The 15,463-nt window shown below is 41.3% G+C and carries 7 protein-coding genes, 28 tRNA genes and 3 rRNA genes; 1 reads left to right on the top strand and 37 read right to left on the bottom strand.

The window, feature by feature from the left end; genetic code table 11:
- Nucleotides 1–186 precede the first annotated feature (186 nt).
- The 37 genes from MUA87_RS05140 to bcp all read right to left on the bottom strand — a co-directional run bounded on the left by MUA87_RS05140 (nucleotide 187) and on the right by bcp (nucleotide 14,088).
- Entirely contained in the window at nucleotides 187–909 is a 723-nt protein-coding gene (locus MUA87_RS05140; protein WP_002481300.1) for an amino acid ABC transporter ATP-binding protein, read from the bottom strand.
- Complete coding sequence (locus MUA87_RS05135; RefSeq protein WP_023016265.1) at nucleotides 902–2,377, bottom strand: ABC transporter substrate-binding protein/permease; 1,476 nt, start codon at nucleotides 2,375–2,377, stop codon at nucleotides 902–904. Before MUA87_RS05135 ends, MUA87_RS05140 begins: the two co-directional genes overlap by 8 nt.
- Before the next feature lie 148 nt (nucleotides 2,378–2,525).
- The gene (locus tag MUA87_RS05130) at nucleotides 2,526–3,584 is read right to left on the bottom strand and encodes a PTS sugar transporter subunit IIC (RefSeq protein ID WP_002481302.1); all 1,059 of its coding nucleotides are present in this window, start codon (nucleotides 3,582–3,584) and stop codon (nucleotides 2,526–2,528) included.
- A gap of 510 nt (nucleotides 3,585–4,094) precedes the next feature.
- Nucleotides 4,095–4,179 (bottom strand) — tRNA-Leu (locus MUA87_RS05125).
- A gap of 6 nt (nucleotides 4,180–4,185) precedes the next feature.
- A tRNA-Gly gene (locus MUA87_RS05120) sits at nucleotides 4,186–4,260 on the bottom strand.
- A 14-nt stretch (nucleotides 4,261–4,274) separates the two neighbouring features.
- Nucleotides 4,275–4,349 (bottom strand) — tRNA-Gly (locus MUA87_RS05115).
- Nucleotides 4,350–4,362: 13 nt separating this feature from the next.
- Nucleotides 4,363–4,437 (bottom strand) — tRNA-Gly (locus MUA87_RS05110).
- A 15-nt stretch (nucleotides 4,438–4,452) separates the two neighbouring features.
- Nucleotides 4,453–4,527 (bottom strand) — tRNA-Gly (locus MUA87_RS05105).
- Nucleotides 4,528–4,535: 8 nt separating this feature from the next.
- Nucleotides 4,536–4,610: transfer RNA gene (locus MUA87_RS05100), tRNA-Cys, on the bottom strand.
- 8 nt (nucleotides 4,611–4,618) lie between these two features.
- A tRNA-Gln gene (locus MUA87_RS05095) sits at nucleotides 4,619–4,690 on the bottom strand.
- Nucleotides 4,691–4,702: 12 nt separating this feature from the next.
- A tRNA-His gene (locus MUA87_RS05090) sits at nucleotides 4,703–4,775 on the bottom strand.
- A 2-nt stretch (nucleotides 4,776–4,777) separates the two neighbouring features.
- Nucleotides 4,778–4,851: transfer RNA gene (locus MUA87_RS05085), tRNA-Trp, on the bottom strand.
- A 12-nt stretch (nucleotides 4,852–4,863) separates the two neighbouring features.
- Nucleotides 4,864–4,947: transfer RNA gene (locus tag MUA87_RS05080), tRNA-Tyr, on the bottom strand.
- A gap of 5 nt (nucleotides 4,948–4,952) precedes the next feature.
- Nucleotides 4,953–5,028: transfer RNA gene (locus MUA87_RS05075), tRNA-Thr, on the bottom strand.
- A 6-nt stretch (nucleotides 5,029–5,034) separates the two neighbouring features.
- A tRNA-Phe gene (locus MUA87_RS05070) sits at nucleotides 5,035–5,107 on the bottom strand.
- 17 nt (nucleotides 5,108–5,124) lie between these two features.
- Nucleotides 5,125–5,200, bottom strand: a tRNA-Asp gene (locus tag MUA87_RS05065).
- A 12-nt stretch (nucleotides 5,201–5,212) separates the two neighbouring features.
- Nucleotides 5,213–5,286: transfer RNA gene (locus MUA87_RS05060), tRNA-Met, on the bottom strand.
- A gap of 18 nt (nucleotides 5,287–5,304) precedes the next feature.
- A tRNA-Ser gene (locus tag MUA87_RS05055) sits at nucleotides 5,305–5,397 on the bottom strand.
- A 13-nt stretch (nucleotides 5,398–5,410) separates the two neighbouring features.
- Nucleotides 5,411–5,484: transfer RNA gene (locus tag MUA87_RS05050), tRNA-Ile, on the bottom strand.
- Between the two features lie 26 nt (nucleotides 5,485–5,510).
- A tRNA-Met gene (locus MUA87_RS05045) sits at nucleotides 5,511–5,584 on the bottom strand.
- A 29-nt stretch (nucleotides 5,585–5,613) separates the two neighbouring features.
- A tRNA-Ala gene (locus tag MUA87_RS05040) sits at nucleotides 5,614–5,689 on the bottom strand.
- Nucleotides 5,690–5,721: 32 nt separating this feature from the next.
- A tRNA-Pro gene (locus tag MUA87_RS05035) sits at nucleotides 5,722–5,795 on the bottom strand.
- 11 nt (nucleotides 5,796–5,806) lie between these two features.
- Nucleotides 5,807–5,880, bottom strand: a tRNA-Arg gene (locus MUA87_RS05030).
- 15 nt (nucleotides 5,881–5,895) lie between these two features.
- A tRNA-Leu gene (locus MUA87_RS05025) sits at nucleotides 5,896–5,984 on the bottom strand.
- Between the two features lie 7 nt (nucleotides 5,985–5,991).
- Nucleotides 5,992–6,066 (bottom strand) — tRNA-Gly (locus MUA87_RS05020).
- 3 nt (nucleotides 6,067–6,069) lie between these two features.
- A tRNA-Leu gene (locus MUA87_RS05015) sits at nucleotides 6,070–6,151 on the bottom strand.
- Nucleotides 6,152–6,158: 7 nt separating this feature from the next.
- A tRNA-Lys gene (locus tag MUA87_RS05010) sits at nucleotides 6,159–6,234 on the bottom strand.
- Nucleotides 6,235–6,240: 6 nt separating this feature from the next.
- Nucleotides 6,241–6,316, bottom strand: a tRNA-Thr gene (locus MUA87_RS05005).
- Between the two features lie 8 nt (nucleotides 6,317–6,324).
- Nucleotides 6,325–6,400, bottom strand: a tRNA-Val gene (locus MUA87_RS05000).
- Nucleotides 6,401–6,411: 11 nt separating this feature from the next.
- Nucleotides 6,412–6,526 (bottom strand): 5S ribosomal RNA (gene rrf, locus MUA87_RS04995).
- A 71-nt stretch (nucleotides 6,527–6,597) separates the two neighbouring features.
- Nucleotides 6,598–9,521, bottom strand: a 23S ribosomal RNA gene (locus MUA87_RS04990).
- 155 nt (nucleotides 9,522–9,676) lie between these two features.
- Nucleotides 9,677–9,752: transfer RNA gene (locus tag MUA87_RS04985), tRNA-Ala, on the bottom strand.
- Nucleotides 9,753–9,768: 16 nt separating this feature from the next.
- Nucleotides 9,769–9,845, bottom strand: a tRNA-Ile gene (locus MUA87_RS04980).
- 96 nt (nucleotides 9,846–9,941) lie between these two features.
- Nucleotides 9,942–11,493: ribosomal RNA gene (locus MUA87_RS04975) — 16S ribosomal RNA — on the bottom strand.
- Together the 16S, 23S and 5S rRNA genes with 28 tRNA genes alongside form the textbook arrangement of a ribosomal RNA operon.
- A 637-nt stretch (nucleotides 11,494–12,130) precedes the next feature.
- Entirely contained in the window at nucleotides 12,131–12,583 is a 453-nt protein-coding gene (perR, locus tag MUA87_RS04970) for a peroxide-responsive transcriptional repressor PerR (RefSeq protein ID WP_002481638.1), read from the bottom strand.
- A gap of 93 nt (nucleotides 12,584–12,676) precedes the next feature.
- Entirely contained in the window at nucleotides 12,677–13,627 is a 951-nt protein-coding gene (locus MUA87_RS04965) for a phosphoglycerate dehydrogenase (RefSeq protein ID WP_037556602.1), read from the bottom strand.
- 5 nt (nucleotides 13,628–13,632) lie between these two features.
- Nucleotides 13,633–14,088 carry a thioredoxin-dependent thiol peroxidase gene (bcp, locus tag MUA87_RS04960; RefSeq protein ID WP_002481640.1) on the bottom strand — a complete coding sequence of 152 codons (456 nt, stop codon included), beginning with the start codon at nucleotides 14,086–14,088 and terminating at the stop codon, nucleotides 13,633–13,635.
- A gap of 81 nt (nucleotides 14,089–14,169) precedes the next feature.
- Here bcp and MUA87_RS04955 point away from each other — a divergent pair, with 81 nt between their 5' ends.
- Nucleotides 14,170–15,459, top strand: coding sequence for a glutamate-1-semialdehyde 2,1-aminomutase (locus MUA87_RS04955; protein WP_002481641.1), 1,290 nt, complete (start codon nucleotides 14,170–14,172; stop codon nucleotides 15,457–15,459).
- Nucleotides 15,460–15,463: the final 4 nt, after the last annotated feature.

Below are 15,463 nucleotides of genomic sequence, written 5' to 3'. Positions count from 1 at the left end.
CAGTAAACATAATATCTTTATAATAGATGTATAGAAATGTGTCTTTTACTGGATGATATGTTTTATAAGGTGATGCATATATTTAAGCATCACAGCAAGAAGATGATGAAATAACTAATTTAGTTTAAAAGGGTCATTGCTCTAAACAATAACGTTATATTCATCATCATGGCTGCTTGCTGTTCGTTATAATACACGTTTTAAAAATTGTTGCGTTCTTTCATTTTGCGGATTACCGAAAATTTGTGAAGGCGTACCTGCTTCAGCTACAATGCCATCTGCCATAAATACCACTTTGTCACTGACATCACGCGCAAACTGCATTTCGTGTGTTACCACAACCATGGTCATGCCTTCTTTCGCAAGTTCTTTCATAACTTGAAGCACATCTCCAACTACTTCTGGATCAAGTGCAGAAGTCGGTTCATCAAAGAGTAATACATCTGGATGCATTGCCAACGCTCTAGCAATCGCAACCCTTTGTTTCTGACCTCCTGATAATTGTGCTGGATAACTATTTCCTTTATCTGATAAACCTACTTTATCTAAAAGTTCTTGTGCTTCTTGTTTTAAACTTGTTGAATCTGTATGTTTTAGTAACTTCGGTGCTAACATGATATTCTCTAAGACGGTTTTATGCGGAAATAAATTGAAGTTTTGAAAAACCATGCCCATTTTTTGGCGTAATTCATTTACTTTCACATCTTTACCTAAAATATTAGTACCTTCAAAGTTAATTTCTCCGCCATCTGGTTGCTCTAAAAGATTAATACATCTTAATAAAGTACTTTTACCTCCACCAGACGGTCCTATAATCGCCACTACTTCTCCTGCGTTAATTTCTAGTTCAATGTCTTTTAAAACTTCATTACTGCCGAAGTTTTTCTTTAAATGTTTAATATTAATCACTGACTTTCATTCTCCCTTCAAAGAAGTTCATGACTCTTGATAATACAAAGGTCAATACAAAGTAAAGAATTGCTGCTACAAGTAATGGCGTAAATGGATCAAAAGATGCACCTTGGACAACTTGGGCATTAAACATAATCTCACTGACACCGATAACTGACACAATAGATGATTCTTTAATAACTGTCACAAACTCATTACCTAATGCTGGTAAAATATTTTTAATTGCTTGAGGTAAAATAATTGTTTTCATTGTTTGGCCATAGCTTAAACCTAAACTTCTGGCTGCTTCTGTTTGGCCTTTATCAACAGCGTTAATACCCGCTCTAATTATTTCTGCAATATATGCAGCACAGTTGATAACCATTGCAATCATACCGCAAATTAGCGCTGAGATATCCCACCCCAATACAGCAGTTGTACCGAAGAACACTAAGAATACTTGTACAAGTAATGGTGTACCTCTGATAAATTCAATGTATACAGAAGCTAACCATTTTAAAGGTTTTATTGAACTTAATTTCATTAAAGCGAAGAATGCGCCAAATAAAGCGCCAAATACTACACCGACTATAGAAATTAAAATTGTATTTTTAATACCTGTTAAAAAGAATGAACCGTACTTAGTAAAGAAGTTTCCTTCTTCTTCCATAGATTGTGCTGCGATATCTTTATATTTCGGAATCAAGTTTTGATCTTTTACATCTTTAACTGATTTGTTTACTTGCGCTAGTAATACCGGCGCATTTTTAGGTATCGCAATTGAATTATCTTTATCAGGTTCATGGAATTTAACTTTCGCAAATCCTAATTCAGGATTTTGTTGTAAGTAAGCCTCTGCTACAGGTCTTTCAATAATTGCACCATCTACTTTGCCGCTTTTTAAAGACATGATTGCTTCTGGTAGACGTGTTAATGAGTGAACATCAGCATTTTCAATTTCTGTTTTTGCTAACTGCTCTTGAGTCGTTTGTTTTTGTGCTGCGATTCTTTTATTGTCAAAATCACGTAATGATTTATATTTATCGATCTCAGTTTTTTTAACAATGATGGATTGTCCAGACTTCATATAAAAATCTGAGAAGTCTACTTCTTTTTTACGTTCTGGTGTTGGTGTCATTCCAGAAATAATCATATCGATTTTTCCTGTTTTCAAAGCACCTAGTAAACTATCAAATGACATGTTTTCAATTTTTAGCTTTAGATGATTGTCTTTAGCAATTTTCTTAGCTAATTCAACGTCAATGCCGACATATTCTCGTTTTCCATTTTTCGAAGATTCGAATTCATATGGCGCATAGTCAGCAGATAGTCCTACTCTTAATTCCCCTCTTTGTTTAATCTTTTCCCATACGGGGTCTTGTGCCTCAGCATTTGCCTTTAAATTAAATAGCGGTAAAATGATGCCGAGTAAAAATACCGTACATATGAATACTTTAATTATGTTTAATGCTTTATGTTGTATCATAGCGATGTCCTCCTTAACTTATGGAATTATTATACATATAGTTGTATCAATATGCAATAGGTATTTTTAAATTTTCTGAAAACTTGAGTTACTCATATAAAAAACTGCATAAAAATAGCCTTGTTCGGATTTGAACAAGGCCAAAGATTTATTGTTTAGGTATATCAAATTTATAAATTTCATTGTTATAACCTGGTAAAATTCTCTTACATACTTGATGGATAATAAAACCAGAAACAAATGGGATGATAAAGTAACCAAATGCTAATAATACAATATTTGTAAATGAATCGCCTTCCATTCGGTTAAACGCATTGATCGGGCCTACAAGTCCTGTATAGCCAAATCCTGCTGACATTGGTGTTCCTTGGATGCCGATAAAGTATGCTACAAGACCAGCAACTAAACCATTTAAAGCTAATGGTACTGCGATAATCAAATGTTTGAAATATACAGGAATCATCATTTTAGCTGCACCAATGATCAATACGATATTGACACCTGCTTTATTGACTGGCAACGAGCCCCAAATGAATGTTACACATGCTGCAACGATACCTAAGTTTGCTGCACCACTGCCTAAGCCTGATAAGGAAATGGCAGTCGCAATCGCTACCAATGAAATTGGCGTAACCATTAACAAAGCATAAGTCATTGCGATTAAGATACTCATCAATAATGGATTTAATTCCGTAAATGAATGAATCATTGCACCTAATGCTTTAGTGATATGAGATACAAATGGTAAAATCATTAAACCGATAAAACCAGAAACGACAGGAATCACTACAGGTAAAATGATCATTTCAAGTGAACCTAATTTACCACTTAAAAGCAATACAAGCACACATGCAATCATCACAACGATAATGATATTGATAATATCCCCAATACCTTTTAAAGCTAAGCCTTTCGAAGTGAATTGTACTGCACCAGAACCTATCATTGCAGAAGTACCTATCATGACAGCAGACGGACCGCTGAATTTAAATTGATGTGCCGCTAAGACACCTATAATAAACGCCATAAAAGATTGTATTGCTATAACGATTTGAAAAATTAATTCTAAATAATGATTTCCATTCATGAAAAACTTAAGGATTTCACCTAGTAATGCGTTCGGTAACAAAGCAACTACAACGCCTGCTCCTACCGCATTCAATATGTTACTAAAAAATACTTTTGTGTTTAACTCTGATTTAGCCATAAGATGTAAATTTATCCTCCGTTCTTTAACTATTGCTTTTATTCTATAATAATTCTATCAAAGCAACAATACGAAAAACGGAACAAAGGTAACATAAAGTTACATATGCATATCAAATCATATATTTAATAAGTATAGTTAATGCGCTTTCTATATAAGTTTTTAAATTTTTGTATCAGATAATTAAAACAACTTCACTTCTAGAATGGAATAAACAAGGTAATTCTTGAATATCTTAAAAGTCCAGACTATACATCAACAGATATTACTTTACGTCAATATAGTCATTGCTTTAAGGAAAAGTTTGAAACAGTCAATGTAAAGCCTTTAAATATAACCAGTTATTTATAATCAATAACTATGACCAAAATATCTATTAACAATACTATAAGTGTCCATAACGTGACCAAAATTATATATTTAAACGTTACTTAGTATATAAAAAAAGAGTAGAAACCTTGATATATCAAGAATTCTACTCTTAAAACATTAAAAATGTTTCTATTTCAGTACCGGCGGCCGGGATCGAACCGGCACTCCATCAGCTGGAACGGGATTTTGAGTCCCGCGCGTCTGCCAATTCCGCCACGCCGGCATAATATGGAGCGGAAGATAGGATTTACACCTATACCTCGTTCCGGGAAGGAACGTGTTCTAAAAGTTGAACTACTCCCGCAGGAATAAAAAATATGGAGCGGAAGATAGGATTTGCACCTATACCTCGTTCCGGGAAGGAACGTGTTCTAAGAGTTGAACTACTCCCGCATAAAATAAAAAATGGAGCGGAAAATAGGATTTACACCTATACCTCGTTCCGGGAAGGAACGTGTTCTAAGAGTTGAACTATTCCCGCATAAAATAAAAAATATGGAGCGGAAGATAGGATTTGCACCTATACCTCGTTCCGGGAAGGAACGTGTTCTAAAAGTTGAACTACTCCCGCATAATTCATGGAGGCGGCAACCGGATTTGAACCGGTGAATAAAGGTTTTGCAGACCTTGGCCTTACCACTTGGCTATGCCGCCAAAAGTAACTGGGCTAACTGGATTCGAACCAGTGAGTGACGGAGTCAAAGTCCGTTGCCTTACCGCTTGGCTATAGCCCATTAATAATAAAGGGCGACTGATGGGAATCGAACCCACGAATGTCGGAACCACAATCCGATGTGTTAACCACTTCACCACAGTCGCCATGGCAGGGGCAGTAGGAATCGAACCCACATCAAAGGTTTTGGAGACCTCTATTCTACCGTTGAACTATGCCCCTATTAAAATAAGATGGTGGAGGGGGGCAGATTCGAACTGCCGAACCCGAAGGAGCGGATTTACAGTCCGCCGCGTTTAGCCACTTCGCTACCCCTCCTGAGATGGTGCCGGCCAGAGGACTTGAACCCCCAACCTACTGATTACAAGTCAGTTGCTCTACCAATTGAGCTAGGCCGGCAAAAAATGGTTCAAGACAGAGTCGAACTGCCGACACATGGAGCTTCAATCCATTGCTCTACCAACTGAGCTATTGAACCATAATTATATTAATGAATGGCGGTCCCGACGGGAATCGAACCCGCGATCTCCTGCGTGACAGGCAGGCGTGTTAACCGCTACACTACGGGACCTACATAATAAAATTGCGGGAGGCGGATTTGAACCACCGACCTTCGGGTTATGAGCCCGACGAGCTACCGAACTGCTCCATCCCGCGATAATAATATTGTATAAATGGCGGAGGAAGAGGGATTCGAACCCCCGCGAGCCGTTAAGCCCCTGTCGGTTTTCAAGACCGATCCCTTCAGCCGGACTTGGGTATTCCTCCAAAAAAAATTATATGGACCTTGCAGGACTCGAACCTGCGACCGAACGGTTATGAGCCGTTAGCTCTAACCAACTGAGCTAAAGGTCCTAAATAATTTTACAACTAATAATTAGTGGCGGTGGAGGGGATCGAACCCCCGACCTCACGGGTATGAACCGTACGCTCTAGCCAGCTGAGCTACACCGCCATTGTATAGGTTTATGTTGTAATTAAATATGGTGGAGACTAGCGGGATCGAACCGCTGACCTCCTGCGTGCAAAGCAGGCGCTCTCCCATCTGAGCTAAGCCCCCATATTAATTTAATAATCCTTTTTCTAAGGTTATCGGGAAGACAGGATTCGAACCTACGACCCCTTGGTCCCAAACCAAGTGCTCTACCAAGCTGAGCTACTTCCCGTAGAAAATAAGCGCGCCCGATAGGAGTCGAACCCATAACCTCTTGATCCGTAGTCAAACGCTCTATCCAGTTGAGCTACGGGCGCATTTTATATATATTATGGTGCCGAGGACCGGAATCGAACCGGTACGATAATCACTTATCGCAGGATTTTAAGTCCTGTGCGTCTGCCAGTTCCGCCACCCCGGCAAAAAAATGGAGCAGAAGACGGGATTCGAACCCGCGACCCCAACCTTGGCAAGGTTGTATTCTACCGCTGAACTACTTCTGCATATGCGGGTGAAGGGAGTCGAACCCCCACGCCGTAAGGCGCTAGATCCTAAGTCTAGTGCGTCTGCCAATTCCGCCACACCCGCGTTTAAATGGTGAGCCATAGAGGATTCGAACCTCTGACCCTCTGATTAAAAGTCAGATGCTCTACCAACTGAGCTAATGGCTCTTGAGATGGTGCCGGCCAGAGGACTTGAACCCCCAACCTACTGATTACAAGTCAGTTGCTCTACCAGTTGAGCTAGGCCGGCTATTTAAATGGTGGAGAATGACGGGTTCGAACCGCCGACCCTCTGCTTGTAAGGCAGATGCTCTCCCAGCTGAGCTAATTCTCCAAATATATATTGCCTGGCAACGTCCTACTCTTGCGGAACGTAAGTCCGACTACCATCGGCGCTAAAGAGCTTAACTTCTGTGTTCGGCATGGGAACAGGTGTGACCTCTTTGCCATTGTCGCCAGACAATGGAATGTATTATACATTCAAAACTAGATAGTAAGTAAATTTCAATTCGACCAATCAAAACTTGAAATTTGATTAAGTCTTCGATCGATTAGTATTCGTCAGCTCCACATATCGCTATGCTTCCACCCCGAACCTATTAACCTCATCATCTTTGAGGGATCTTATAACCGAAGTTGGGAAATCTCATCTTGAGGGGGGCTTCATGCTTAGATGCTTTCAGCACTTATCCCGTCCATACATAGCTACCCAGCTATGCCGTTGGCACGACAACTGGTACACCAGAGGTATGTCCATCCCGGTCCTCTCGTACTAAGGACAGCTCCTCTCAAATTTCCTACGCCCACGACGGATAGGGACCGAACTGTCTCACGACGTTCTGAACCCAGCTCGCGTACCGCTTTAATGGGCGAACAGCCCAACCCTTGGGACCGACTACAGCCCCAGGATGCGATGAGCCGACATCGAGGTGCCAAACCTCCCCGTCGATGTGAACTCTTGGGGGAGATAAGCCTGTTATCCCCGGGGTAGCTTTTATCCGTTGAGCGATGGCCCTTCCATGCGGAACCACCGGATCACTAAGTCCGTCTTTCGACCCTGCTCGACTTGTAGGTCTCGCAGTCAAGCTCCCTTATGCCTTTACACTCTATGAATGATTTCCAACCATTCTGAGGGAACCTTTGAGCGCCTCCGTTACACTTTAGGAGGCGACCGCCCCAGTCAAACTGCCCGCCTGACACTGTCTCCCGCCATGATCAATGGCGCGGGTTAGAAATCCAACACAGCTAGGGTAGTATCCCACCAGCGCCTCCACGTAAGCTGGCGCTCACGCTTCTAAGGCTCCTACCTATCCTGTACAAGCTGTGCCGAATTTCAATATCAGGCTACAGTAAAGCTCCACGGGGTCTTTCCGTCCTGTCGCGGGTAACCTGCATCTTCACAGGTACTATGATTTCACCGAGTCTCTCGTTGAGACAGTGCCCAAATCGTTACGCCTTTCGTGCGGGTCGGAACTTACCCGACAAGGAATTTCGCTACCTTAGGACCGTTATAGTTACGGCCGCCGTTTACTGGGGCTTCGATTCGTAGCTTCGCAGAAGCTAACCACTCCTCTTAACCTTCCAGCACCGGGCAGGCGTCAGCCCCTATACATCACCTTACGGTTTAGCAGAGACCTGTGTTTTTGATAAACAGTCGCTTGGGCCTATTCACTGCGGCTCTTCAGAGCGTGAACCCTAAAGAGCACCCCTTCTCCCGAAGTTACGGGGTCATTTTGCCGAGTTCCTTAACGAGAGTTCTCTCGCTCACCTTAGAATTCTCATCTTGACTACCTGTGTCGGTTTGCGGTACGGGCACCAGTTATCTAGCTAGAGGCTTTTCTCGACAGTGTGAAATCAACGACTCGAGGAAAACATGTTTCCTCTCCCCATCACAGCTCAACCTTGAGAATGGCGGATTTGCCTACCATTCAGTCTCACTGCTTAGACGTGCACTCCAACAGCACGCTTCGCCTATCCTACTGTGTCCCCCCATCGCTTAAAACGATAAATGGTGGTACAGGAATATCAACCTGTTATCCATCGTCTACGCCTGTCGGCCTCGACTTAGGACCCGACTAACCCAGAGCGGACGAGCCTTCCTCTGGAAACCTTAGTCAATCGGTGGATGGGATTCTCACCCATCTTTCGCTACTCACACCGGCATTCTCACTTCTAAGCGCTCCACATGTCCTTGCGATCATGCTTCGACGCACTTAGAACGCTCTCCTACCATTGTCCTACGGACAATCCACAGCTTCGGTAATATGTTTAGCCCCGGTACATTTTCGGCGCAGTGTCACTCGACTAGTGAGCTATTACGCACTCTTTAAATGATGGCTGCTTCTAAGCCAACATCCTAGTTGTCTGGGCAATACCACATCCTTTGCCACTTAACATATATTTTGGGACCTTAGCTGGTGGTCTGGGCTGTTTCCCTTTCGAACATGGACCTTATCACCCACGTTCTGACTCCCAAGTTAAATTGATTGGCATTCGGAGTTTGTCTGAATTCGGTAACCCGAGAGGGGCCCCTCGTCCAAACAGTGCTCTACCTCCAACAATCATCACTTGAGGCTAGCCCTAAAGCTATTTCGGAGAGAACCAGCTATCTCCAGGTTCGATTGGAATTTCTCCGCTACCCTCAGTTCATCCGCTCACTTTTCAACGTAAGTCGGTTCGGTCCTCCATTCAGTGTTACCTGAACTTCAACCTGACCAAGGGTAGATCACCTGGTTTCGGGTCTACGACCAAATACTCAACGCCCTGTTCAGACTCGCTTTCGCTGCGGCTCCGCATTTGCTGCTTAACCTTGCATCTGATCATAACTCGCCGGTTCATTCTACAAAAGGCACGCCATCACCCATTAACGGGCTCTGACTACTTGTAAGCACACGGTTTCAAGTTCTCTTTCACTCCCCTTCCGGGGTACTTTTCACCTTTCCCTCACGGTACTGGTTCACTATCGGTCACTAGAGAGTATTTAGCCTTGGGAGATGGTCCTCCCGGATTCCGACGGAATTCCACGTGCTCCGTCGTACTCAGGATCCACTCAAGAGAGAATAAACTTTCGACTACAGGACTTTTACCTTCTCTGGTTCAACTTTCCAGGTGATTCGTCTAATTTATTCCTTTGTAACTCCGTATAGAGTGTCCTACAACCCCAATGAGCAAGCTCATTGGTTTGGGCTCTTCCCGTTTCGCTCGCCGCTACTCAGGGAATCGATTTTTCTTTCTCTTCCTGCGGGTACTAAGATGTTTCAGTTCTTCGCGTCTGCCTTCGGACATGCTATGTATTCACATGTCGATAACACAACATAACTTGTGCTGGGTTCCCCCATTCGGAAATCTCTGGATCAACGCTTACTTACAGCTACCCAAAGCATATCGTCGTTAGTAACGTCCTTCATCGGCTTCTAGTGCCAAGGCATCCACCGTGCGCCCTTAATAACTTAATCACGTTATTAATATTGTGAGTAATCGTTTGCCATCGGCAATTGATTACTAGCGATTCATTTAAATGAATAAAGCTTTTAAAACTCTAATTCACTCGGTTTTGCTTGGTAAAATCTATTTTTACTTACTTATCTAGTTTTCAATGTACAAATAATAATGGTGGAGACTAGCGGGATCGAACCGCTGACCTCCTGCGTGCAAAGCAGGCGCTCTCCCAGCTGAGCTAAGCCCCCATATTGAAATTTTAAATGGTGGGCCTAAGTGGACTCGAACCACCGACCTCACGCTTATCAGGCGTGCGCTCTAACCAGCTGAGCTATAGGCCCATTTAAAATTGAATGATAAACATTCAAAACTGAATACAATATGTCACGTTATTCCGTTTCAGTTTCCTTCGAAACTGTTCCGAATAATATCCTTAGAAAGGAGGTGATCCAGCCGCACCTTCCGATACGGCTACCTTGTTACGACTTCACCCCAATCATTTGTCCCACCTTCGACGGCTAGTTCCTAAAAGGTTACTCCACCGGCTTCGGGTGTTACAAACTCTCGTGGTGTGACGGGCGGTGTGTACAAGACCCGGGAACGTATTCACCGTAGCATGCTGATCTACGATTACTAGCGATTCCAGCTTCATGTAGTCGAGTTGCAGACTACAATCCGAACTGAGAACGGCTTTATGGGATTTGCTTGACCTCGCGGGTTCGCTGCCCTTTGTACCGTCCATTGTAGCACGTGTGTAGCCCAAATCATAAGGGGCATGATGATTTGACGTCATCCCCACCTTCCTCCGGTTTGTCACCGGCAGTCAACTTAGAGTGCCCAACTTAATGCTGGCAACTAAGCTTAAGGGTTGCGCTCGTTGCGGGACTTAACCCAACATCTCACGACACGAGCTGACGACAACCATGCACCACCTGTCACTTTGTCCCCCGAAGGGGAAGGCTCTATCTCTAGAGTTGTCAAAGGATGTCAAGATTTGGTAAGGTTCTTCGCGTTGCTTCGAATTAAACCACATGCTCCACCGCTTGTGCGGGTCCCCGTCAATTCCTTTGAGTTTCAGCCTTGCGGCCGTACTCCCCAGGCGGAGTGCTTAATGCGTTAGCTGCAGCACTAAGGGGCGGAAACCCCCTAACACTTAGCACTCATCGTTTACGGCGTGGACTACCAGGGTATCTAATCCTGTTTGATCCCCACGCTTTCGCACATCAGCGTCAGTTGCAGACCAGAAAGTTGCCTTCGCCACTGGTGTTCCTCCATATCTCTGCGCATTTCACCGCTACACATGGAATTCCACTTTCCTCTTCTGCACTCAAGTTTTCCAGTTTCCAATGACCCTCCACGGTTGAGCCGTGGGCTTTCACATCAGACTTAAAAAACCGCCTACGCGCGCTTTACGCCCAATAATTCCGGATAACGCTTGCCACCTACGTATTACCGCGGCTGCTGGCACGTAGTTAGCCGTGGCTTTCTGATTAGGTACCGTCAAGGGATGCACAGTTACTTACATCCTTGTTCTTCCCTAATAACAGAGTTTTACGATCCGAAGACCTTCATCACTCACGCGGCGTTGCTCCGTCAGGCTTTCGCCCATTGCGGAAGATTCCCTACTGCTGCCTCCCGTAGGAGTCTGGACCGTGTCTCAGTTCCAGTGTGGCCGATCACCCTCTCAGGTCGGCTACGTATCGTTGCCTTGGTAAGCCGTTACCTTACCAACTAGCTAATACGCCGCGGGTCCATCTATAAGTGACAGCAAAACCGTCTTTCATCATGAAACCATGCGGTTTCATGTGTTATCCGGTATTAGCCCCGGTTTCCCGGAGTTATCCCAGTCTTATAGGTAGGTTACCCACGTGTTACTCACCCGTCCGCCGCTAACGTCAGAGGAGCAAGCTCCTCGTCTGTTCGCTCGACTTGCATGTATTAGGCACGCCGCCAGCGTTCATCCTGAGCCAGGATCAAACTCTCCATAATAATTTATGATGTTTGACTAGCTCATAAAAACTAATTGTTTTAAAACGTCCTTAGGACGTTTGTTAATTTGGAATTAACGTTGACATATTGTCATTCAGTTTTCAATGTTCATTTTTTCGCGTTACAATAATCAATTATACCGCTTTTGAATTTTGAAGTCAAGTACTTTTTAAAATTTATTTTTTTCGAAGTAACTTGTTTCTTTTTTTCAACAATAACTATTCTATAATGTTTCTTGTTGATAATCAATAGTAAAATTTACACTTTGTTAAAGTTTTTAATTCAAACTTTTAATTCTCAATGTTTAATTTACTGCGCCGTTTCAACGACCTATTCATCATATCAAGCCTTTAGTTAAGAGTCAATAATTTTCTATAATAAAAAATGTATAAAATTACTAATAGTACGCACGATTTCATTCATATGAGATTTTTGATGTATATGGTGTAATTAAACGTCCAATCATCTTACTCTTTGAGTGTATTAATACTTTGTCCCCCACTTCAAATCAGCTTTCTTATTGTAAGGAACGTTGTTAAATACTTTACATAGGATTAAAACTCACATGATCCGAAACCAAATATAAAAAGCTGAATGCCATATGACATTCAGCTTTCCTATTAATGGTAATAATGTTTTATTGTTCTTTACTTTGGCATTCTGGACATAATCCATAAATTTCCATTCTGTGATGTGACACTTTAAAACCTGTCACATGTTGAGCTAATTGTTCAACTTCATGTAATTGCGGATAATGAAAATCTACTATCTTACCGCAATTCTCACAAATGACGTGATAGTGATTATGTGTATTAAAATCAAAGCGACTAGATGCATCTCCATAAGTCAATTCATTCACAATTCCTGTTTTCTTAAACACACGTAAGTTATTGTATATCGTCGCAACACTTATGTTTGGAAAATCTGGTGACAGTGCCTGATAAATTTCATCTGCTGTTGGATGAGTTTCACTTGAAATCAAAAATCTAAGAATGGCTTGTCTTTGCGGTGTAATTCTGATTCCGGCATTTCTTAAAGATGCAATAGAGTCCTCTAATTGATGCTCAATAGATTCCATTTCTGCACTCATCTAATCCACCGTCTTTCTACTTAATAATTATTATTACTTAATATTAATATAACGGTAGAACCATTGAAATGTCAATGTTGGCACATTATTTTATCAATAACCTTTTGATAAATCTACTTTTTTCTCAATGACATCTCCATTACTTAGAAAATGTTTGAAGTTTCTAATAAAAATTTGAGATGCCTCTTTAAAGTTTTCTTTACCATTTCCTGTGATATGCGCAGTAATACTTACATTATCTAATTGATATAACGGATTATCCTCTGATAAAGGTTCCTTTTCGAAAACATCTAAATAAGCATGACGAATTTTGCCCTCATTAAGCGCTTTAACAATTGTTTCTTCTGAAGCAATTGTACCTCTGCCGATATTAATAAATAATGCAGTCTCTTTCATTGCGTCAAATTGCTTATCTTCTAATAAATGGTACGTCTCTTCAGTTTCGGGCAGCACATTAACTACAACGTCTGCTTTCGGCAAAACTTGATCAAGTTCCTTTAAAGGATATGTTTCATCAAATCCATCAACTTCATGTCCAGTTGTATTAATACCAATAATTTTCATTTCAAATGCACGTGCAAGTTCGGAAATTTGTTTAGGAATATTACCTGTCCCCAAAATTAGTAACGTATCTCCATCTACACGTCTGCCTGTAATTGTAGAATCATAAACTTTATTATCTTGATTTTGTCTAGAAACTCTCATTTGTTTATAATCGTCTAAAATATAGGCAAATACAAATTGACTCATTTGTTTTGCGTGAATACCTGATACATTCGTTAATACAATATTACGTTCAGCAAAATATTGTAATGGTAGTGAATTAACACCAGCCGCATACCAAGCTACAAACTTTAAATTAGGCATACCCTCAAAAAAAGCTTGATCAGCTTTGCCACTATAACCAATTACAACATCTGCATCTCGTTTATCTTGCTCATTTATTTCATCTACATTTTTTCGAAATACAAATTCTACTTCTGGAAAAGTTTCTTCCAATAACTGCTCTGAGTCTTTTAATCTATTTAATGAAAGAACCTTCACACACTTCACCCCAACATTTCTTTTAATTGATTCATTTGTTCTTTTACTTTAACTTTTTCGATTACATGTTCTACTACACCATTTTCATCTACAACGAAAGTAGTTCTGACAATTCCCATAGATTCTTTGCCAAAACTTTTCTTCAATTGATACACGCCAGTTGCTTCAGATAATTTATAATCCTCATCTACTAGCAAATCAAAATTCAAATCATGTTTAGCAATAAAGTTTTGATGTTTCTTTTTAGAATCTCCGCTGATTCCGTATACTGCAATATCTAAATCATTAAACATTGCCATGTTATCACGGAAATCGCAAGCCTCTGTTGTGCATCCAGGTGTATTATCTCTAGGATAGAAATAAAGAATTGCCTTTCTGCCTTTGATTGTGTCGTTAGTAATGACTTCTCCATCTTGATTTTCTAATGCAAATTCAGGGAATTTGTCTCCTTTTTTCAACATATGCTCACCTTTTTCTTCTTATAGTTAATTATATGATACGATAGTAAACGGAAATATTAAATTAAAAGAGGTTGATAAAAAATGAAATTCACTGAAAGCGAACGACTTCAAAGTTTGTCAGACGAATACATCCTTGGCGGTGTCAACTCCCCTTCTCGCTCATATAAAGCAGTTGGCGGCGGTGCACCGGTAGTAATGAAAGAAGGTAAAGGTCAATATTTATATGATGTAGACGGCAATCGTTACATTGATTATCTTCAAGCATATGGTCCAATTATTACTGGACATGCACATCCACATATTACTAAGGCTATTCAAGAACAAGCAGCTAAAGGTGTGCTTTATGGTACACCGACTGAGCTAGAAATCGAATTTGCTAAAAAATTGCGTGAAGCAATTCCATCTTTAGAAAAAATGCGTTTTGTCAACTCTGGTACTGAAGCTGTCATGACAACAATTCGTGTCGCACGTGCATATACAAATCGCGATAAAATTATTAAATTCGCTGGATCTTACCACGGACACTCAGATTTAGTACTTGTTGCTGCAGGTAGCGGCCCTTCTCAATTAGGTTCTCCTGATTCAGCCGGCGTACCTAAGAGCGTGGCTCAAGAAGTAATTACAGTACCTTTTAATGATATCGAGTCTTACAAAGAAGCAATGAAACATTGGGGCGATCAAATCGCAGCAGTATTAGTTGAACCTATTATCGGTAACTTCGGTATGGTTGAACCGCTTCCCGGCTTCCTTGAAGAAGTAAATGAAATCACCCATCAATATGGCGGTCTTGTAATTTATGATGAAGTTATCACAGCATTCCGCTTCCACTACGGTGCTGCTCAAGACTTGTTGAACGTATACCCTGACTTAACAGCATTCGGTAAAATCGTCGGTGGCGGTTTACCAATCGGCGGTTACGGTGGACGTCAAGACATTATGGAACAAGTTGCACCTTTAGGCCCTGCATATCAAGCAGGAACAATGGCTGGTAATCCACTTTCAATGAAAGCAGGCATCGCTTTATTAGAAGTTTTAGAACAAGAAGGTGTTTACGAAGAATTAGATCGTCTTGGTAAAAAATTAGAAGATGGTTTAAATGAATTAATTGAAAAACATGGTATTACAGCTACAGTAAACCGTGTTTATGGTTCATTAACACTTTACTTTACTGACGAAAAAGTAACACATTATGAGCAAGCAGAAAATTCTGATGGCGATGCATTTGCGAAATTCTTCAAATTAATGTTGCATCAAGGCATCAACTTAGCACCTTCTAAATTTGAAGCTTGGTTCTTAACAACAGAACACACAGATGAAGATATTGAAGAAACATTACGTGCTGCAGACTATGCATTCTCTCAAATGAAATAAACTT

The sequence above is a fragment of the Staphylococcus simulans genome, from assembly GCF_025561465.1.
Taxonomy (GTDB): domain Bacteria; phylum Bacillota; class Bacilli; order Staphylococcales; family Staphylococcaceae; genus Staphylococcus; species Staphylococcus simulans.
This window is presented reverse-complemented; position numbering and strand designations above follow the sequence as displayed.